The sequence below is a fragment of the Enterococcus sp. AZ170 genome (genome assembly GCF_050545135.1).
In the GTDB taxonomy this organism is placed as follows: domain Bacteria; phylum Bacillota; class Bacilli; order Lactobacillales; family Enterococcaceae; genus Enterococcus_L; species Enterococcus_L ureilyticus.
Genome location: NZ_CP172947.1, coordinates 2,584,571 through 2,604,892 on the forward strand (window position 1 = coordinate 2,584,571; position 20,322 = coordinate 2,604,892).

General features: G+C 37.0%; 20 protein-coding genes. 2 read left to right on the forward strand and 18 right to left on the reverse strand.

Annotation, left to right across the window (positions count from 1 at the left end; all coding sequences use genetic code 11):
- Positions 1 to 21 precede the first annotated feature (21 nt).
- The 4 genes from IGJ55_RS12485 to IGJ55_RS12500 all read right to left on the reverse strand — a co-directional run bounded on the left by IGJ55_RS12485 (position 22) and on the right by IGJ55_RS12500 (position 4,197).
- Positions 22 to 336, reverse strand: a complete 315-nt coding sequence (locus IGJ55_RS12485; RefSeq protein WP_069640910.1) for a YbaB/EbfC family nucleoid-associated protein — start codon at positions 334 to 336, stop codon at positions 22 to 24.
- A 15-nt stretch (positions 337 to 351) separates the two neighbouring features.
- Positions 352 to 2,103 (reverse strand): DNA polymerase III subunit gamma/tau, encoded by a 1,752-nt coding sequence (gene dnaX / locus IGJ55_RS12490; protein ID WP_429948960.1) that lies wholly within the window; start codon positions 2,101 to 2,103, stop codon positions 352 to 354.
- 203 nt (positions 2,104 to 2,306) lie between these two features.
- A complete protein-coding gene (locus IGJ55_RS12495) occupies positions 2,307 to 2,585 on the reverse strand; it encodes a YiaA/YiaB family inner membrane protein (protein ID WP_069640908.1) in 279 nt (92 codons plus the stop codon).
- Between the two features lie 118 nt (positions 2,586 to 2,703).
- Positions 2,704 to 4,197, reverse strand: coding sequence for a helix-turn-helix domain-containing protein (locus IGJ55_RS12500; protein ID WP_430606588.1), 1,494 nt, complete (start codon positions 4,195 to 4,197; stop codon positions 2,704 to 2,706).
- 242 nt (positions 4,198 to 4,439) lie between these two features.
- Here IGJ55_RS12500 and IGJ55_RS12505 point away from each other — a divergent pair, with 242 nt between their 5' ends.
- Complete coding sequence (locus IGJ55_RS12505) at positions 4,440 to 5,444, forward strand: immunoglobulin-like domain-containing protein (RefSeq protein WP_430606589.1); 1,005 nt, start codon at positions 4,440 to 4,442, stop codon at positions 5,442 to 5,444.
- Between the two features lie 22 nt (positions 5,445 to 5,466).
- Here IGJ55_RS12505 and IGJ55_RS12510 read toward each other — a convergent pair whose 3' ends face one another.
- From IGJ55_RS12510 to IGJ55_RS12525, 4 genes are all read right to left on the reverse strand, one after another.
- On the reverse strand, positions 5,467 to 6,453 hold the full coding sequence (locus IGJ55_RS12510; RefSeq protein ID WP_430606590.1) for a LacI family DNA-binding transcriptional regulator: 987 nt from the start codon (positions 6,451 to 6,453) through the stop codon (positions 5,467 to 5,469).
- A gap of 4 nt (positions 6,454 to 6,457) precedes the next feature.
- Positions 6,458 to 7,951: a UDP-glucose--hexose-1-phosphate uridylyltransferase gene (gene galT, locus IGJ55_RS12515; protein ID WP_207121189.1), complete on the reverse strand. Its 1,494-nt coding sequence runs from the start codon at positions 7,949 to 7,951 to the stop codon at positions 6,458 to 6,460.
- Positions 7,952 to 8,096: 145 nt separating this feature from the next.
- Positions 8,097 to 9,083 (reverse strand): UDP-glucose 4-epimerase GalE, encoded by a 987-nt coding sequence (gene galE, locus IGJ55_RS12520; protein ID WP_069640903.1) that lies wholly within the window; start codon positions 9,081 to 9,083, stop codon positions 8,097 to 8,099.
- Between the two features lie 58 nt (positions 9,084 to 9,141).
- Positions 9,142 to 10,302: a galactokinase gene (locus IGJ55_RS12525; RefSeq protein WP_429948955.1), complete on the reverse strand. Its 1,161-nt coding sequence runs from the start codon at positions 10,300 to 10,302 to the stop codon at positions 9,142 to 9,144.
- Between the two features lie 159 nt (positions 10,303 to 10,461).
- On the opposite strand from IGJ55_RS12525, the gene IGJ55_RS12530 reads away from it, so the two are divergent.
- Positions 10,462 to 10,629, forward strand: coding sequence for a DUF3042 family protein (locus IGJ55_RS12530; protein WP_010760505.1), 168 nt, complete (start codon positions 10,462 to 10,464; stop codon positions 10,627 to 10,629).
- 467 nt (positions 10,630 to 11,096) lie between these two features.
- On the opposite strand, the gene IGJ55_RS12535 is transcribed toward IGJ55_RS12530, so the two are convergent.
- From IGJ55_RS12535 to IGJ55_RS12580, 10 genes are all read right to left on the reverse strand, one after another.
- Positions 11,097 to 11,540, reverse strand: coding sequence for a hypothetical protein (locus IGJ55_RS12535; protein ID WP_429948953.1), 444 nt, complete (start codon positions 11,538 to 11,540; stop codon positions 11,097 to 11,099).
- 234 nt (positions 11,541 to 11,774) lie between these two features.
- A complete protein-coding gene (locus IGJ55_RS12540; RefSeq protein ID WP_207121598.1) occupies positions 11,775 to 13,613 on the reverse strand; it encodes an FAD/NAD(P)-binding protein in 1,839 nt (612 codons plus the stop codon).
- Between the two features lie 26 nt (positions 13,614 to 13,639).
- Complete coding sequence (locus tag IGJ55_RS12545) at positions 13,640 to 14,008, reverse strand: DUF488 domain-containing protein (protein ID WP_429948951.1); 369 nt, start codon at positions 14,006 to 14,008, stop codon at positions 13,640 to 13,642.
- A 137-nt stretch (positions 14,009 to 14,145) separates the two neighbouring features.
- Positions 14,146 to 14,544 (reverse strand): rhodanese-like domain-containing protein, encoded by a 399-nt coding sequence (locus IGJ55_RS12550; RefSeq protein WP_069640899.1) that lies wholly within the window; start codon positions 14,542 to 14,544, stop codon positions 14,146 to 14,148.
- Between the two features lie 15 nt (positions 14,545 to 14,559).
- The gene (locus tag IGJ55_RS12555) at positions 14,560 to 15,531 is read right to left on the reverse strand and encodes an ROK family glucokinase (RefSeq protein ID WP_069640898.1); all 972 of its coding nucleotides are present in this window, start codon (positions 15,529 to 15,531) and stop codon (positions 14,560 to 14,562) included.
- Positions 15,532 to 15,750, reverse strand: coding sequence for a YqgQ family protein (locus IGJ55_RS12560; protein WP_069640897.1), 219 nt, complete (start codon positions 15,748 to 15,750; stop codon positions 15,532 to 15,534).
- Positions 15,751 to 15,767: 17 nt separating this feature from the next.
- Positions 15,768 to 16,478 carry a rhomboid family intramembrane serine protease gene (locus tag IGJ55_RS12565; protein ID WP_207121597.1) on the reverse strand — a complete coding sequence of 237 codons (711 nt, stop codon included), beginning with the start codon at positions 16,476 to 16,478 and terminating at the stop codon, positions 15,768 to 15,770.
- Positions 16,479 to 16,487: 9 nt separating this feature from the next.
- On the reverse strand, positions 16,488 to 17,027 hold the full coding sequence (locus IGJ55_RS12570) for a 5-formyltetrahydrofolate cyclo-ligase (RefSeq protein ID WP_069640895.1): 540 nt from the start codon (positions 17,025 to 17,027) through the stop codon (positions 16,488 to 16,490).
- A 223-nt stretch (positions 17,028 to 17,250) separates the two neighbouring features.
- The gene (locus IGJ55_RS12575; RefSeq protein ID WP_430606591.1) at positions 17,251 to 18,183 is read right to left on the reverse strand and encodes an alpha/beta fold hydrolase; all 933 of its coding nucleotides are present in this window, start codon (positions 18,181 to 18,183) and stop codon (positions 17,251 to 17,253) included.
- A 290-nt stretch (positions 18,184 to 18,473) separates the two neighbouring features.
- Positions 18,474 to 20,207, reverse strand: coding sequence for a Na/Pi cotransporter family protein (locus IGJ55_RS12580; protein WP_430606592.1), 1,734 nt, complete (start codon positions 20,205 to 20,207; stop codon positions 18,474 to 18,476).
- Positions 20,208 to 20,322: the final 115 nt, after the last annotated feature.

Below are 20,322 nucleotides of genomic sequence, written 5' to 3' on the forward strand. Positions count from 1 at the left end.
TTGGACCACTACTAGCTTTGATTAGAAACCAGGCATTCCTTTAGCATACTTGCCCATGGTCGCTTCTGTTTCTTTTTCTACTTTAGTCAATGCGTCATTGACTGCCATGATTACAAGATCTTGCAGCATTTCTGCATCTTCTGGATCAATAACTTCTTCTTTAATAGAGATATCTTTCATTTTACGATCCCCAGTAAAAGTTGCTGTAACAAGTTCGTTCGTTGCAGCTCCCACAAATTCTCGCACGTTTAGTTCAGCTTGTGCTTTTTCCATATCTTTTTGCATCTTCTGAACTTGTTTCATCATTCCTTGCATATTTCCCATACCACGCATCATAACTATCGTCTCCTCTTAATCATTTATTACTTCAACAAGCGCTTCGCCAAACATCGCGATTGCCTCGTCTACTACTTGATTATTAACTTCTTTAGCTGGTTCTTCTGCAGTCATTAGATGATCCTCATGAGTCGCAGATTGTTCATTACTTGATTGTTCTCCTGAATTTTCTTTATTTTGACTGATAAAGGACTGACGCAATTTTGGCCAGCTTTCTTTTGTGATACAAACCATGTCAGGCGCATAGTTATTTACTAAACGGCTTAAATTATTATGAATCGCTAATTGTAATTCTTCGTCATCCATTGCGCGACCGCAAACAATTTCATAATCGAAAGCGATCACTAAGCCATTCGGACCAGCAGCTACTGGTTCACTGGCTTTGAGCATCGCTCTTTGCGTCACCGACATCATTTGCAATAAGTCATCCCAAACATTTTTAACATTCATTAAATGATCCTTGGTTGCTTCATTCAAGACTTTATACACCAATTCTGTTGGGATCCGAAGTGCATTCTTACTACTGGTTACTCGTGTTGTTTTAACAGGTTCAGTCTCTTTAGCTGTAACACCATTTTTCTTTAGCTCTGCTAATTCTTTTTGTAACTGTTCGACTTTTTGCTGCAAGGCAGTCAGCTCTATGCCACCTGTCGGGTGTGTATCTGGAGCAATAGCGGTCAGTTTTTTAACAGATTTGGCTAGCTTGACAGTCGCTACCTCAAGATAAATATTGGCGTTGTTCGTAAAACGGATATCATTTTGAGTCTCGCTTAAAATTTGAATCATTTGATAGATTTTTTCTGCCTCTGTTTGTTCAGCTAAGCTTTTGAAATTTTCTGTTAGATTTCCAACTTTTTCGGTTAACAAATTAGGTGCTTGCTGAAACATAAGTAAATCACGACAATACAATAATAAATCTTCTAAAAATCGTCTTGCTTCTTTACCAGAGCTAAGAATATTCTCTAATATTTCGAGTGCTTGCTCGACATCACCCGTAACACAGCTGGATATATATTGATCCATCATTTCATAGGTCAAGCTGCCAGTGACTTGCATCGCATCTATCAGTGTGACTTTTTCATCGCTGAATGAAATCGTCTGATCGAGAATGCTTAATGCATCCCGCATTCCACCTTCTGCTGCTCGTCCGATTACATATAACGCCTGCTCTTCATACTCGATAGTAATCTGATTTAAAATATAACCCAAATGATCAACGATATCTTGAGTACTGATTCGTTTAAAGTCAAAACGTTGTGTCCGTGAAATGATTGTCAGTGGAATCTTATGCGGTTCTGTCGTCGCTAAAATAAAAATGACATTTTGCGGAGGCTCTTCCAAGGTTTTTAGTAATGCATTAAAGGCTCCTGTTGATAACATATGGACTTCATCGATGATATAGACTTTATACTCCGCTTGTGTTGGTGCATATTTTGCTTTATCACGAATATCACGAATCTCTTCAACACCATTATTACTTGCCGCATCGATCTCAATTACATCGTTCAACCGTCCTTCTGTAATCGCAACACAGGTTTCGCATTCATTGCAGGGTTCCCCATCTACACTATGTTTACAGTTGATTGCTTTAGCAAAAATTTTTGCTGCGCTGGTCTTTCCTGTTCCTCTTGGGCCGGTAAACAAATAGGCATGCGAGGTTTTCTTTTGGATGATCGCATTTTTTAATGTCTGGGTGATTGCTTTTTGTCCAACAACATCATCGAAACGCTGTGAGCGCCAGACACGATACAAAGCTTGATACGCCATAATTTACCCCTCCCTCGAAATTTCACTATCTTCTATTATACGTGATTTTTATGGATAAGGCATTAAAAAAAGCAAACGGATTAAAAAAATCTTCAAAAAAAGTGGTTAGGCTATAACTCTACGAGTTACACTCTAACCACTTGGAAACTGAATAAACGGTGAAAACAAAAGCAAGCCCTTGTTCCTGTCTTCTTTTACATGGATTAAATATGCGTATCGGTGTCTTCTTTTTTTACTAATCCATCATTTGCTCGAAACATTTGATTGTAACGTTCTTCATCTTCTTGATTGTCTCTAATTACTTTTGAAAGTGTAAATGATGAAGAAATCAATCCCACCGACCCCATCAAATAGTATCCTTTAACCATCAATGGTTCTTTTAGTGTGTATAAGCCAATCAACATCAATGCCACAAAAAAGGCAAATGATCCCCAACTTAGAAAGACAAATGCAGGTGTGTTTCTGTACGCTTTCTTTTTCATAATTCTCTCCTTTAAAATTAATAATACTCTTTCAGTATAGCATTAGTATTTATTAAATGACAATAATTATTTTAATTTCAAAAGAAAAATCAGTTTTATAAATTAATTTAAATAACAATCAAGCATTTAAATAAGCAATATCTTTAGGTAAAACCAAACGTCTTTTATCAATGTATTTCCTTAGGTCTGTCAAGTTCTTGAAAGAAGGAATATCTTCGACGATCATATTAATTTTTTCATCTACGGTTTCAATTGCGTAATTGGATACATACAGATCATATGACTGCTCCGCACAATTAACCGATTGTTCATAAAAATGCGTTTCTTGAACAGACAAACTCACCTTATTCCGAAAGTTTTCTTTTAGGACCGAACTGAGTAATTGCGCATGTTCCTTACCTAGATCACTTAAAACTAAAACAGATAGTTGATGTCTCATTTCATCGGTCAGTCTACTCAAATCTTGCCAGCGAATCGCCATTTCATGCAAGATACCATCCAAATACATCGTTTTCCATGGAAACTTCATTTTCTTTTCCAACACACCTAACGCTTTGGACACTACTGCTGTAAAAACAATAAAATTCTGTTTGATGGCTTTACTTGAATATAAATAGCGGTCATAAACCATAAATTTTTTATATGGAAAAAGCTTATGTTTGGCATAAATATATTCAATCAAACGAATAATACTGACCTTGCTTGGTTCTGAAATAGAAATAGACAGTGCTTCTTGGATCGTTGTCACTAAATTTTCAGCCTGATAAATAACATTGACTTTCTCTTGTTCATTATCCCAACCGAAATCCCACCAAAAAATAGAATAACAAAAATCTTCGTACCAATTATCAGGTAAAACGACGTGGAGCGGCTCAGCAATTTCTTCTACATCTTTCTGATATTTTCTAACATCGATTGTTGTTTGAACAAAACTATTAATTGGATCCTTTCTATTCTGGATCAAAAATCCCTGACTTTCTCGAATAATGGTTACAGCAATCGAATAGGCTAAATGAACGATTTGACTATCATTCAACTCTAAATCGAATTTTTTATTGATCTTACTTGATAATTTAAAGATTTTTTCTCTATCTAAATGAAAAGGCCACTCACGAATACCATAAACCTCAATAAAGTAGCAGGTAAAAAAGTAACGAATTTGTCGTTCATCTTTTCCATGAACATAATACGGTGAGCGACTCATTTGAATATTCCGATCTTTTAAAGCCGAACTAATTACATTTGATAATCGATAGAGACTGGAATTACTTAAAAATAATTTCTTCTCCCAATATGCAGCCACCTGTCTTGGTTCAAAAAAAACGGATTCTAATAAAGAAAAGGCATTTGATTCTTGAATGATTTCTATATAAATTTCGTGAATCGATCGATGGGGTGAAGTAATCAATCGAATCCCATGCTTTCTGGATGTCTCTATCGTCAAATAATCTGACCAGCGATCTTCTATGTACTGACAATCCAGCATAATCGTTTTTTTGGAACACTCAATACTCTCAGCTAAATAATCAGAAGTAATCCAGCTATTTGATCCATTTAATAAGTTCAACAACAGCACTCTTCGATGCATAGATGGTGCTAACAATCTTTCCATTTTGTTCTCCTCTTTTCCCCTTTTTAACTGCATTCTTCAAAATTTTCCCTTGGTTAAGATTTTTTTGAAGAAATCCCTATATAACAGTCATTATAGCATCTTCCAGTCCTTTTTTGAATTAATCTAAAGCGCAACTCAATTGGTTTATTTAGAACGTGGTCTTATTATAAAAGTATAAAAAACGCGGATTTAAAATTTATCGATAAATGGAAAATCTCACCACATTTTTGGAGGGATTCTACATGAAAAAAAACACAATCAAACAAACGATCATCCTTGGTGTCATCAGTATTTTAGGTGTTGCTTTATTTATTGGTGGCTCTATTTTCACCGATAGCTTAAGCAGAGCTAATCCTTCGAATACGGAACCTAAAAAAGAAAAAATGACCTTGATAAAAAATGTGCCCACAAGCGCACAATTAAGTAAATTGGCAAATGTTTCAAAGAAAAAAGAAAAAATTGTTTCCGTAAACAATACAAAAGATACTACTGCGCCTACTATCATTGCACCAGAGGAAACCATTGAACAAAATGCTCAAGTCAATGTCTATGATGAAGTTACTGCTGTCGATAATAAAGATGGTGACCTTACAGCAAAAATAACAACTGAAGAAAATCTGGATACCTCTGTTCTTGGAACTCAAACAGTTCACTTCTCCGCAACAGATGCTAGTGGAAATACAGGAGTGGCCGATCGTATATTCCATATCATTCCTAAAAACGAGCCTGTAGCTAATGTTCCACAAGCTGAACAAGGAAGTGTCAATCCAGAACCTATTCAAGCAGAGCCAACTCCTGAAACCACAACCACAGCTGTTATTGAACCAACCTATGGTGCAACGACACTCACACTCAATGGTCAAACAATTCCTTATCAAAACGGTGGACAAGGTAGTGGACAAAGCATCATTGATTCAAATCCTGGTGGTCTTGCTTCAACTTGGGGAGGTGCAGCCGTCCAATCAGGTGACGATGGTCAAAATACTCACTTCATCGGTCATAATCCTGGTGTCTTTTCAACCGTCTTCTCTTTAAACACTGGCAGTCAAATCGTAGTCACTGATGCAAATGGAACACCTACAACGTATACGGTAAGAACGTTACTTCAACTGGACGATTACGGCGCTGAAGTTGGTACAGGAACGAACTACTGGGACCTTGTTGTAGGAACTGGCGGCGGTGAACGAATCACTCTACAAAGTTGTATCAATGATGATGTTAATTTGTTTGTGATTGCTTATAAATAAATCAACAGAGCATCTACGAGTCTTATCTCGTAGATGCTCTTTCTATCAATTCTGTCGCAATTGTTACTTTTCTTGCCACTGGCGCTCGCCCATGAATAATCGAAAGAAGCGTTTCAACAGCTAATTCTCCCATCCACTCTGTATGAATTTTGATTGTTGTCAATGGCGGACTAACATATTTTGCCACACTGATATCATTGAACCCAATCACCGAAATATCTTCTGGTACCTTAAGTCCTGCTTCATGAATTGCCTTTAAAGCGCCTATCGCCAAAGCATCGCTGGAAGCAAAAAAAGCGCTTGGGAAATCCGTTGGATATTCTAGTAAAAATTGCTTCATCACTTCATAACCACCAATAACTGTAAATGGTGCTTTTAGGATATAATTATCATTTACTATTTTCTTTTGGGTCAGCATTTCTCTAAAAATAGTCAATCGCCTATCCTCAAGTGGCTCTTGGCTTCCAGTCGTATATTCTTCCCCAGCAATCATCCCAATTTTCTGATGACCATGTTGAGTAAGATACTCAAAAACTGACGACATACTTTGATGAAAATCAATCACTAGAGAATTATAACCAAGAGCCAATGCATCAAAATCAACAAATAAAAGGTTGGGATTTAGTTCGAATAAAAAGTCAGCTTGCTCTTTTGTAAACTTACCTAAAGCAAGGATTCCGTCTGCGCCTGCTTGTTCTACCTCTTCTAAAGAACGCTTGATTAGTTCAAGCCCCAATTCTTCCGCTTTTTTCTCGATCCCCAAGCGAATAGAAAGGTAATAAATATCCTCTAATTCCTCAGCTTCATCATACCATTGTACGAATAAGATTTTGGCTTTAGCACTTTTTATATTTTTTTTATGCTTTGTATAATTCAATTCTTCTGCTACTTTAAAAATTTTTTGTTTCGTTTCAATGCCTACTGAAAGATCTGGATCATAGTTTAAAACTCTAGAAACTGTGGCTGGCGAAACATCCGCTAGTTCTGCAATATCTTTAATTGTTGCCATCTTTTCACCTGCCTTCATTCAAACTTTCAATAAATCGTTTAAAGGCTATTTGACCTTTTGTAGTTCGTTTATAAACACCGGCATCTGCTAAAACACGGGTAAAGATTTGTCCGACTTCTTTTTGAATAATGTCTGTCACATTTTTTTTAGTAAATGAATAAGTATTTTTCATCTGATCTGCCCATTTTTTATGGTGCTCTGCTAGTTGATTTTCTTTCGCTAACACATAATTTTCGACCTCTTTTAATTCTTCATTTAAGCGCGGAGGCAATACCGCTAATCCCATTACTTCAATCAAACCAATATTTTCCTTTTTGATATGTTGAACATCTTTATGAGGATGGAAAATACCATCTGGATGTTCAGTGGAGATATTATTATCACGTAAAACTAAATCCAACTCAAATAGTTGATCTTTGCGGCGAGCAATTGGTGTAATCGTATGATGAGAAGTCCCGTCAGCTGAAAAAGCTCGGATCGATACAGTTTCATCGGAATACTTGCGCCATTTTTCTAATATCAAGGTTGCCGCTGCAACTAAATCCTCTGAGTTAGGGCTTTGCAGTCGAATCACTGACATCGGCCATTTAACGATTCCTGCATTCAACAAAGGAAAATCCTTCAATTCAAAATAGTGTTCGATTTCAGCTTTTTCCATTGGAAAAACGTGTTTACCTGCCTGGTAATGATCATGCGTTAAAATCGAACCACCTACGATTGGTAAGTCGGCGTTGGAACCAACGAAATAATGCGGTAGCACTTCTGTGATTCGAATCAACCGCTGAAACGTTTCTTTTGAAATAATCATCGGTCGATGTTCTTCCGACAAAATAATCGAGTGCTCATTATAATAAGCATACGGTGAATATTGAAATCCCCAGCTCTCGCCATCTAAATTCATTCGAATAATTCGATGATTCGTTCTTGCTGGATAGTTGGATCGACCTTTATACCCCTCATTTTCCATGCATAAGAGACATTTTGGATAATCAATGTGTGTTGCTAAGCGCTCTGAGGCAATTTGTTTTGGATCTTTTTCTGGTTTTGATAAATTGATTGTAATTTCTAGTTGACCATATTCAGTCTCTGCTGGAAAGACAATGTTTCTCGCAATCGCCCGCGTTTTGATATAATCATTTTCTTGACTTAACTTATAAAAATAATCTGTTGCTTGTGCCGGATCTTTTTCATAGTGCTGGGCAAATAGAGCATTTACAACAGAAGGCGGGGGGGTTAAGAAATCCATCAATTGTGCTTCAAAAATTTCTAAATCAGTCGAATCTTTTTGAATGACTTCATTTGCTGTAGCCTGTGCTACCAAAATATCTAACAGATCCAACGAGTTTTCGGTCACAGGTCTTGGAGAAGACGATTCGAATGACTCTTCGCCGATCATTGCAAGAATACGGTTTTGTAAATAGAGACGATCTAACTCCATCCACCCACCAGCTTGAATCGCTAATGTCACAAAATCAGTAATCGTTTGGCTAATTGACATAACAGTTCCTCCTAAATTTAAAAGCGAAATGAGCTCATTCTGTCTCGTAGAAAAATAGAAAAATAAGTTTATAGCGCTTGTTATTACAAACTTATTTATCTTCTTTATAGACACTATACCGTCACTCTATTTCGCTTTGACAGAATTATTCATACCCTTTTGGATGGCTGATATGCCAGTCCCAGGCAGTTTTAATAATTTGTTTGATATCTGTGATTTGGGGCTCCCAAGCTAGAGTCATTTTAGCTTTTTCACTTGAAGCAACCAATTTACTTGGATCACCTGAACGGCGAGGTAATACTTTAGCAGGTATTTCTTTGCCCGTCACTTCGCGCGCGGCCTCCAACATTTCTTTAACTGAATAACCATTATTACTACCTAAATTGAAGATATTGCTTTTATTGCCTTTTTGTAAATAATCCAAAGCCGCAATATGAGCCGCAATTAAATCTTCTATATATACATAATCACGAATGCACGTTCCGTCAGGTGTGTCATAATCATCGCCGTATATCCCCAGATACTCTCTTTGTCCTAATGCCGTTTGCAAAATGATCGGGATCAGATGCGTTTCTGGAACATGATCTTCTCCAATTGAAGCATCTGATTTTGCCCCTGCTACATTGAAATAGCGTAACGCAACATAGCGTATTCCATAAGCTTTATCGCACCACTTCATCATTCTTTCCATCATTAATTTACTTTCCCCATAAGGATTTTCCGGATGAGTTGCCATTGTTTCTACGATCGGCATTTCTTTTGGTTCTCCATATGTGGCTGCTGTGGAAGAAAAAACAATATTTTTTACACCAAATTCTTCCATGACTTCCAGTACGATTTGAGTTCCATATACATTATTATTAAAATACAGCAATGGTTTTTCTACCGATTCCCCCACCAATGAACTTGCTGCAAAATGAATCACACCTTCAACTGATTCTTTGGTAAAAACTTCCTGCATAAACATTTTGTCCCTGATATCCCCTTCGTAAAAGATTGCCTTGTCATGAATCGCCTGTTTGTGGCCTGTTTGAAGATTATCTATAACGGCTACTGTATAGCCTTTATTAATCAGTTGATCCACTGCATGAGAACCAATGTAACCTGCTCCACCTAATACTAAAATTGACATGTTTCCTACCTCCTTATTAGACTAGTCTCTATGACTAACCGTTTTCATCTTGTTCATTCTACAACTTTCTAGCGCCATCATCAACGTTAGCAATATAAAAATCTGCAGGATACCCGATTTTTTCTTGATAAGCTTTTCCAACCCGTTTAGTAAATCGATTGAATTCGGATTCTTTGACCAAAGCAATTGCACATCCACCAAATCCAGCGCCAGTCATTCTTGCACCTAATACGCCAGTTTGCTTCTGAGCAGCTTCTACTAATGTATCTAGTTCAATCCCTGTCACTTCATAATCATCTCTTAAAGAGGCATGTGACGCGTTTAATAATTGCCCAAACTTTCTTAAATCATTGTTGACTAGCGCTTTTTTTGCTTTGATCGTCCGCTGGTTTTCTGTAACTGCATGTTTCGCTCTCCTAATCAACCGTTCATCTACAATAACATTTTTATTTTGTTCAAAATATTCTTCAGTTAATTCACCCAATGACTCAATTGATCGTACTGTTTGTAAACGGCTCAAGGCCATTTCACATTCAGCTCGACGCTCATTGTATTTCGAATCAGCTAATTCCCTACGTTTGTTGGTATTCATGATCGCAATTACATACTCTCCAAATTCTGCAGGTACCATTTCATAATCCAAGGTATTTGTATCTAATAAAATAGCATGATCTAGCTGTCCCATACCAATTGCAAATTGATCCATAATTCCTGAGTTTACGCCAATAAAATCATTTTCAACGCGCTTCCCAATAATCACTAAATCTAGCATTGTAACGTTTAAATCAAACAAATCATTTAGAATAACACCTGTCAGTAATTCGATTGAAGCTGATGACGAAAGTCCTGCTCCATTTGGAATTGTGCCATAAAAAAGAATATCCATTCCCTGATCAATAACATGCCCTTGCTCTATTAGAAAGTGAATCATTCCTTTCGGGTAATTTGTCCAATCATCCTCATCTTTATAAGCTAAATCAGATAATGAAAGTTCGATAATTCCTAATTCAGCAAAATTTTTTGAATACAATCGAATCATTTGATCCTCACGTTTTCTAGCAACACCATATGTTCCAATCGTAATCGCTGCTGGAAAAACATAGCCACCATTATAATCGGTATGTTCTCCAATTAAATTGATTCTTCCAGGAGCAAAATAAACATCTTTTGACTCTACTCCAAAAAGTGTATGAAATAGTTCTTCTAATTCATTTTCCATCCTTGTCACCTCTTCATTCATTTTAGTAAATATATTGTAAAACATTTACTAAATTTTTACAAGTTTTTTTGTAAAACGATTACAAATTTCACTCTATTGGATTTTTTTCTTACTTTAGTTCATAATAGAAGTGTGTAAATAACAGAGAGGAGAATGTATATGAAAAAATTTATTTCAGGTATGCTTGTAGGGACAGCCGTAACATGCGCTGCAGTCGTTGGCTTTGCAGCTACCATCAAAAAAACGGTTCTTGATCCAATCGAAGAAAAAGAAGATATGATCGAGGAAAACCGTAAAAAAGCCATGCGTAAACGTATCTCTCGATAATAAGAAAAGCGAAACACGTTTGCTCAGATTTTGAGCGATATAAGAGAAATAATTTTAGCAGGGAGGTTTTCCCTGTGAATTAATTCTCGTTATCGTCGAAAAATCTAACGTGTGTAGCTAGATCAACGAAAAGCGAAACAAAGTGTTTAGCTTTCTTGAAAAAAGATAACCTGACTATGGACTGCTTCTTGTTCCATAGTCAGGTTATCTTTTTTCCGAAGAGTTAGTTTATGCGAAACAAAGTGTTTATCTGGGGTGAATAACTAAAAACGAACAACTATTGATCTGATTCCAATTAGCGATCGCTTTCTTTTTCTCAATAAATAGTTTTAGGTAGCAAATACTGGACCATCCATGTTTTTTCAAAATAGAAGTTTATAGTTACACTACATTTCTTAAACTACAAAATGAAAATCACAAGGAGTAGACACATGAAAAACACGACCCAATTCGTTATCATAGCAGTATTATTTGCTTCTGTTCTTTTTCTTACACAGGCAAAATAAACCTTTGCACAAGGAGCAGACAAAACGACCATCCATCTCGATGGACAAAACTTTATTGTATACGAAAATGGGGACATCATAGCCTAAAAAAAGTGATACAGTTATTGGAGCTGGCTTAGAAGCGGATATTTTAGGCGTTGCCAGATCACAAAGTCCAGATAAAGAGCTTTCGTCTTCTGAAGAGATAAATGAAACGTCCACATCTACTGATACAACTATTGAAACAACTGAGCAAAAAGTCTCCACGCCAAAAACATTACAAACTAGTTCTGAAAAAAACGTAGAAACAACGAAAGAGACACCTGAGCAAAGTGCTCCAGTTTCCAAATCAACAGAAAATAGCGCGAATAACCCCTTAACCTCACAATCTACTTTGTCAGAGCAACAAAGTTCGACTTCTGACACAACACCCAAAAGTGCTGTTACTGAAACTAAAAATTCCAAAGAAATTATTGGAAAGTAAAAAAAATAATAATTCTGGACGACCTGGTGTTTTTATCGTTTAATCTTCTGAGTCTGTCATAAGAAACACTCCTTTTTCCAATTAACTAGCCTTAATGTATACGAAATTTCTAGAAATTGAAAAAAATCGCTTATTTGATACCCTAAAAGTCGTATACCTTTCGAACAGTTTTTATCTTATTCTTCTTCAAAAATTTTACTAGCAATTACATCTGCCTCCCGCAAATTCCAAGCATCCGTACCCGGCCTAGCCGTTGCTGCTGTCAACCAATGAATTCCCTCTGTTGGAATACCATAACAAAATAACTTAGCAATTATCGAACCGGTTTTTGTCTGTATTTGATTGGTTTTTCGATCAACTAAAAGTGCACCAGTTTGATGTTCTTTGCCTGAAGCTAGTTTCAATTGATGCAGACACGCTATTTCATCGCTTAAAAGCTGCTGTACTAAAGGATTTAAGCTAAATTGATTCGCCGTTTTTGGTAGTCTAGCTTCAATTAAAAAATGTGTTTTGTACTTTTTCAAGGGGCGTCTATCAGAGTAGCCAACAAATCTGCCTGCCTCAGTTTCTATCTTCATTTTTGGTCCAATCAATGTGACAATTCCTGCGTTGATCAAGGCTTGAAGCTCCTCAATTCTTTCAACTGGGGGACCGATCGACAAAAATGAATTTAGTGGTGTGAACCAATCCCATAACCATTTTTTGGTCTCTTCATCTGAAAACAACTCTTGATCCAACATAAAACGAACTTCATCACGCAAATCCTTCAAACTATCCAAAGCCGCTGCAAAAGGTCCAAATAGCGTTCCTTTCTGTGCCTCCAAAAAATCACGATGTAAATAATCAACGATAAGCTTCTGAAAATCTGTATGATCTTCTACTTGTTGTACAGGTTGTTGAATCATCGACCAGTTCCAAAAATCTTTAGACTTAATTCCATATCTTCCTAAAACTGATTGCTCACCTTTTGTTCGAATAAATGCTTCATTAAATCGTTGCTGATTTATGTTAGGATAAGAAGTCTCGATCAAGGTGGAATAATAGGCAAACTCAACTTCTTTTTTCATAAGTTCAAAAAATTGTTCAGCAGAAAAATGGCCTTTACGTTTAATCTTATTGAGACTCTTTTCCTTTAAAAAACGGGGTTGGTATTCTTGGCCATAGCCTTTTTGATTACGCCCCCTAGCATGATAAGGAATACCTCTGCCAGAACCCGCAATAATTCGAGGCTCCTTCCCCGAAGGTCGATAAATCAATTTTCCATCCAACTCTTCAAATATGCCCCCGCGATCACTTGTTAATAGTGTAAGATAATCAAAAAAGACCAAGCCTAACCCTCTAAGCAATACTGAGGTATTCTCCGTTATTGCTTCAAGATAAGCATCAGCCGCATTTTTAGGTGAGGCATAAAACAAGCGATGTTCACTCGCATATGTTGCTAGCTCTTTTTCATTTCCGACTAATTCGTTTTCTTGATGACCTAACGCTAGAATAACGGTCTCTACTGTAGTCTCTACTGATTTTGTATAGACTAAAAATTGATTATCTTGCATTTTTACAGCTCGCACAGTATCTTTAAAGAATTTCACAGATGTTTGTTCTGTCATTCGAGTCTGCACATATTCATAAAACCATTTTTGATATACCCCATAAAGGACCCTTGTACAATGATCATTCGGTCCTAAGGTCTCACACTCTTCTAGCAATGCTGATTTATTTTTAATATTATGATTTTTGATAAATGGAATAGCGTCACTTTGTACCCATTCATAAAGATTTGGTCCTTTCGCTATAGGTCCTTTTGTACTCAGTGTTTCATCTGTAAATAAGGTCACATGAGCAGCGATCGAATTCATCAATAAAGATAAGGATTGATCTTCTCGCCAGATTTTGCCTCCTGGACCATAGGGATCGAACATCGTAATCTGTATTACTTGCTCTCCTCTTGACCATTCAACTATTCGCTCTAACACTGAAAGGCCTCTAGGCCCACCGCCAACAATCGCAATTTTCATTTTTTCCTCCCTTCAAACCTGTATCATTATGTAGTTTCTGACTGTATTGTTTCTAGCAGCTCTTTTAAGATTACTGCATTATTAAATTTTTCATCTTTGGCACTATAAACTAGCGTAATCACAGGATACTTTCTCGTAATATCCAGAAGTTCTTGAAGTGCAGATTGTGTCTCATCAGATTGCAATTCAGTTAGATATTTCTTCTTAAATACAGGAAATTTATCAGCCTCATGATTAAACCATTTACGCAATTCATTACTTGGCGCTATTTCTTTTAACCATAAATCTAAATGTTCTTTTTCTTTAGACACGCCTCTAGGCCATAAGCGATCGACTAAAACTCGATACCCATCTGTAGGTGCTATTTGCTCATATGCTCGTTTAATTTGAATCATTCTGATCACCTCATCTTTATTTTAACGTAATTAATCAAAAAAGAAACGACTTATGATGATCCTATAGATAAAAAAAAACAGAAAGACAAGCATTGTTCGGCTTTCGAACCAAGGTTTGTCTCTCTGTGTTTTATTGGTTAAGCATTTTTCTTTTTCGTTTTACCAGTCCAGCCTTCATAGCCGCCCTTTAAAATATAAAGATCTTTATAGCCATTTTTACGCAATTGATTTGCCGTACGAATACTTAATGATTTTTTTTGATCATAAATATAAACAGGTTGATCTTTACGAAGTGAATTTAATGTTGTTTTGATCGTTGTGTAAGGCATGCTGCGCGCACCAAGGATATGGCCTGCATCGAACGAGTCTTTTTCACGAACATCAATGATTTGCGCTTTTCTCATCCCCTCTTTAAATTCTTCTTCTGTAATGGTTTTAGCTGAGCGTTTTGCCATAATACGAAGATATAGCTCATTGATCCCCATTGCTAATAATATTGCTAATAGTATTCCGTTGATAATCCATAAAACGTTCATTCCAAAATCCCTCTCTTACACTTTCTCCATGAATTGTAAAGCTAGTGAAGCAGCACCAATGACGCCAGCTTCATTTCCTAATTGAGCCAATTTGACCTGGGTACTATTACGAACTTCTGGGAAAGTAAATTCTTCAAAATAGTTTTGAACACGGCTGCGTAAAAATTCACCAGCCGCAGATACTCCGCCACCGATTACTACGCTTGAAGGGTTCAAAGTGTTGCTTACATTCCCAACAGCGAGACCTAAGAAATAGCAGACACGATCAACCACCATCAAAGCAAATGCATCCTCTGCCTGCGCATAGTCAAAAACATCCTTGCTAGACACATCTTGCCCATCGTCGATTGCTTGTTTAAGCTGAGAATCTCCAGCATATTCTTCAGACATATGACGTGCAACCCGAACAACACCCGTTGCACTAGAAACAGTTTCTAAGCAGCCACGTTTACCGCAAGTACATTCAAAACCACCAGGATCAACTGTTACGTGACCAATCTCGCCAGCACAACCGTTAACGCCATGTAATAAATTGCCCTCAGCAATAATACCGCCACCAACACCTGTTCCAAGTGTGATGAAAACAACATCAGGATTGTTCTCTCCAGCACCTTTCCAGCGTTCACCTAAAGCGGCTACATTGGCATCATTATCTAAAACAAAAGGAATTCCTGTTGCCTCTTCGATTTGTATTTTTACATTTTGCTTTTTTGTCCAGTTAAGATTGTAAGCACCGACTACGGTACCTTTTTTTATGTCTACACTGCCTGGGGTGCCCATCCCGATTCCGATAAAATCTTCCTGTTTCATCTCATAAAGAGAAATTCGGTGATTGATTGATTCGATGATATCTGGCACAATATGACGGCCTTCATCTAGACTATTAGTTTCGATACTCCATTTTTGCTGAACATCTCCATCAGTTGTTAAAATCGCAAATTTGATCGTTGTTCCGCCTAAATCAATCCCGATCAATTTCTTATCCATTTACTCGATTCCTTTCTCAGTCGTCCTGCTTTCTTCAATCCGGTGTTCTCTTTGCAAGATACTTCTTGCGTGTAGATAAGTGTCTCTATCAATCAAGTGACCTTCATAAATGTTTTTCAATTCAATCATCATCAACTCGATATCATAAATTCTGGCACCTACATAAATGTAAATGCCAAATTGTTTAAATAACTGTTGTACATCATATAACGTTTCCATTTGAATGCACTTCCTTATTATACAAGTAAACTGTAATTTTTAAAACCCAAGACTAAGAAAACACCTAACAAAAATACGAATAGAATTCCAGCTATGATTCGTTCGTGGATATTAAACTCTTCCGAGCGCTCAGGAACCGCTAGAGCAGATGCTACTAAAAGTCCGCCAATCAAACCGCCGATGTGCCCCATGATATCAACAGAACTACTGAATAAATTAAAAATCAAGTTGATTCCAATGAACGTTGCATAACGTTGAACCATGAATGAGATAGCCGGATTCGTTCGGAAATGACGTCCAAGAATAATAAAAGCACCAAACAATCCAAATAAAGATGTACTTGCTCCAGCTGAGATACTTGTTTGCGTACCAAAAGTAAAGCTTACAATATTTCCAGCCACACCACTCAATAAATAAATTGCAAGATAACGCCAATGACCATAAATACTCTCAACTTGTGACCCAACATAATACAACGTCACCATATTTATAACAAAATGCAGCCAGCCGATATGAAGAAACATAGGCGTGAAAAAGCGCCAATATTGATGACCATAAAAGATATGTGGACGTGACATCGCCCCCCAATCAACTAATACTTGTCCGACTGTTGAACCTCCGGAAACTTCAGTTCCTAAAAAAACAATCGTTGTGATCCCTAATAAAATATACGTGACCAACGGTTGCTTCAATATTCTTTTGATCTTCATTTGCGTTTGATAATTCATGTGTTCCTCCTAGCTGATAAATAATCGTTTCACAGGTAGATCGAAAGGCTCTACCTGCCAGTTTTCTTGGATCTGTTCACTAAATACCAAACTACACGTTTCCCCCTGATACTGTTCTAAAAAGCGATCATAATAGCCACCACCAAAACCAATTCGAAAACCTTCAAGGGTAAATACGATTCCCGGCACGACAACTAAATCAATTACCTCAGCTGATACTTCCGGCGCAGCTACTGGCTCTTCAACACCAAATAGCGATTTTTTAAAAATAGTTTCTGGGGTTATTGAATGAAACGTTAACTGACGTTTAGCCCCTGCGATCGGCATCACTATTTGTTTGCCTTCCTGCCACCCTTGATCAAGTAAAATATGAGTATCAAATTCAAAATCTAATGGTTTCGTGACAGCAATCGTTTGGGCTTTCTTCCAATAAAAATCGTTGAATAACGCTTGACTGATGTCCTGTTCCTTTTTTGCTTTTACTTCAGACTGTTTATGGAGCCATTTCAAATTTGCTAACCCTAATTTTCTTAAATGTGTCTTCTCCACAACAAACCCCTCCTAAGTTTAGATATTTGCTGGGATTGATTCCGACCAGAAAAATAAGGAAAACTGAGTTCAATATCCTTCCATCTTGCGTTTTTCTAAGAGAATCGCCCGAGAAGCTAGATTGAAAAATCCCCACAATAAATTGGCTTTAATTTTAACTCCTATATCTTTTTAACCTTACTCTGTAGTTTATAGAAAAACTGCTAAAATAGCAAACGGATTTCTAGTCTTTTCCTTTGAATTGTAGTCTTTTTTGCAGCCAGTTAGTAATTGCTTTATAGACCTCCAACTTTTCCTCTTCCAATAAAATTTCATGACGCAAATCGGTGAACAAAGCAAGTGAAACATCCTTTATTCCAGCCTCATTCAATTCTTTAGCGATCCGTCTAGGTCCCTTGCCAAAATCTCCTACAGGATCTTGTTCTCCGCTAATAACTAAGATTGGTAAGTCTTGTTCAATATTATTCGCCCAACCGCTGCGATTTGCGCCATCAACCAAACGGAATAAAGTATAAAAACCATTGTTTGTAAACGTAAAGCCCGTTAATGGGTCCTCTTCATAGCGTTTCACATTTTCCTGATTTTTACTTAGCCAGTTGAAGCTACTTGCTTCAGGAAATTGTTTGCTAAAATTACCAAAAGCCATTCTATCCAACCATTTGTTTTGTTTTTCAGGTGCGGTTTTATTTAATCCTTTTGTTAAAGAAAGAGCTAATGGCAACATAGACGCTTTTTGACCTGTTCCCATAAAAATAGCTCCATGAATAGCTGCTTTGTACAATTGTAAATAATTGCGTAATGCAAAAGAACCCATGCTATGTCCTAACATAAAATGCGGCAAATCAGGATAGCTCGTTTCGATCCATTCTTTGATTTGATCGATATCCTCTAAAATGAATGTCACAGGATCATCCTTGCCAAAATAACCGTGTTTCGGTTCTATCTCGGAAACAGATGCACCATGTCCCAAGTGATCATGTCCGACCACTATAAAACCTAAGTTATTTAAAAACAGAGCAAAATCATGATAGCGTTCGATATATTCCGCCATTCCATGGATGATCTGAATCGTTCCGATTGCTTTTTGTTTAGGTTTCCAACAGATAAAATGACTGGTTGTTTGTTGATCTGATGACAAAAAAGTATTATGTTCCATATTTTTCCCTCTTCTCAATTGATACCTTCTATTATAAAGTATTCTTAATAAATGAAATAGTCAAATGGGCTTTTTTAAGTATTATTCTTTTAAAGCTAACTTGAAAAGAGTAAACATGAAAATACAACGAATCGGATACTCTGACATTGGTTGGATCATTAGTGTAACTAAATCAAGCATTCTAAAAAAACAGTTTTGATACTTGACAGCATTCAATCACCAGCAATTTCACAAATAGATTAAGCGAAAAAATCCTTTATGACTTTCTAGACAAGACATAAAGGATTCTTTTATTTTTGTGACTGGAAAGTAATCAAGGGATTGACCGATTGATCCACCGAGATTTCTTCTGTTCCATAACGTTCACCTAAAACATATTTAGCAATATGAATCGTTCGATCGCTCATACGTTCTAAATTGGAGGCAGTATCAATAAACAAGACCCCATCTGCTGCACGCCCTTTTCCACTATTCATGATCGAAATATATTTTTTGCGGAGCATTTTAACCATTTGATCAATTTGTGCTTCTCGACTCAGCATATGCTCAGCCATCTCTTTATCATCCTGTTCAAAAACAATCAAGGAATCTCGAATATTTTTCAGAACTTTTTCAAACAAATCTACCACATCTTCATCATATAAAATCAAGGTGTCACGGTCAGAAACCTTACCGGCTTTTTTCTCTTTTGCTTGTTGTTTCTTTTCAAGTTGAATCGCTTCATTAAGATTTTGAATGATATTGCGGCAGTGATCGCCGATTCGTTCTAGGTCTTTGGTCAATTCTAACATCATTGTCTGCTCATGGCTTTCAGAAATGGTTAATTCGGTTGCTGAAAGCTGAACTAAATATTCAGTCAAACGATTGTCAGTATCATTGATCGCCGTTTCATACTGACTTGCATTTTCCATATCGATACTATTTTGATTTTCATAATAAGCCTTCGTTGCTTCAAAAGCACCTAAGACGTACTCACCCATTTGCAGCAATTCTATTTTTGCCTGATTTAAAGCTAAAGTAGCTGAGTTTTGAATAATCGATTCATTCAAATTGGATGGCTTAAAATCAATGCTTTTGTCTTTTCCAGGAATAATTTTGCGCACAAGCAGCTCGATTTTATCGATAAACCAAAATTGAATCAGTAAATTAGATACATTAAACAATCCATGGGCTACAGCAATCTGCATTGCTGGTTTCAAATTTAGCACAGTAGAAATACGAACCACCACTGCTGTAAACGGAGTTAATAGTATTGTGAAAATAATCGCACCAACTAGGTTAAATACAACATGAGATGCTGCCGTTCGCTTGGCAGCTACACTAACGCCGAATGCAGCAATCACAGCGGTGATCGTTGTACCAATATTATCGCCAAACAGAATCGGTAAAACCGATTCAATTGCCATACTTCCTTGACTATACAATTGTTGTAAAATACCAATCGTGGCACTGGAACTTTGTAACACCATCGTAAGGAGCGTACCGATTCCTACTCCTAAAACTGGATGATGAGAAACATACACCATTAAATCTGCGAATTGCGGTAACTGGCTTAGGGGAGCCATGCCTTCACCCATTAATTTCAGTCCATAAAATAGACAACCGAAACCAAATAAAATCTGTCCAATATTATTGACTCGCTCTCTTTTCGAAAAGAAAAGCAAGATCGAGCCCACACCAATGATCGGTAAAGAATAAGAGCTTAAATTAAATCCAATGATAAATGCGGTGACTGTGGTTCCCACATTAGCTCCCATAATGACACCAATTGCCTGGCGTAAAGTCATGAATCCAACACTAACTAAACCAACCGTAAGTACTGTAGTACCTGAACTACTTTGAATAATAGCGGTGACGATCAATCCTGCTAAGACTGAACGTAACGGCGTTGATGTAAACGTATTTAAAATTTCCCGCAGCGAATCTCCCGCAGACTTCTGCAGACCATCCCCCATATACTTCATACCAAATAGAAAAATCCCTAATCCACCGAGAAAAGGAAATAATATTTCTTGATAGGACACATTTGTTCCTCCTTTATATTAGAAGTATCATAGACTGGTCATGTACTCTTTAGCTATCAGAAAAAGCAACTTCTTTTTAAGGGTACAAAAAATCAAGCCTTTTGTAAATGGAATA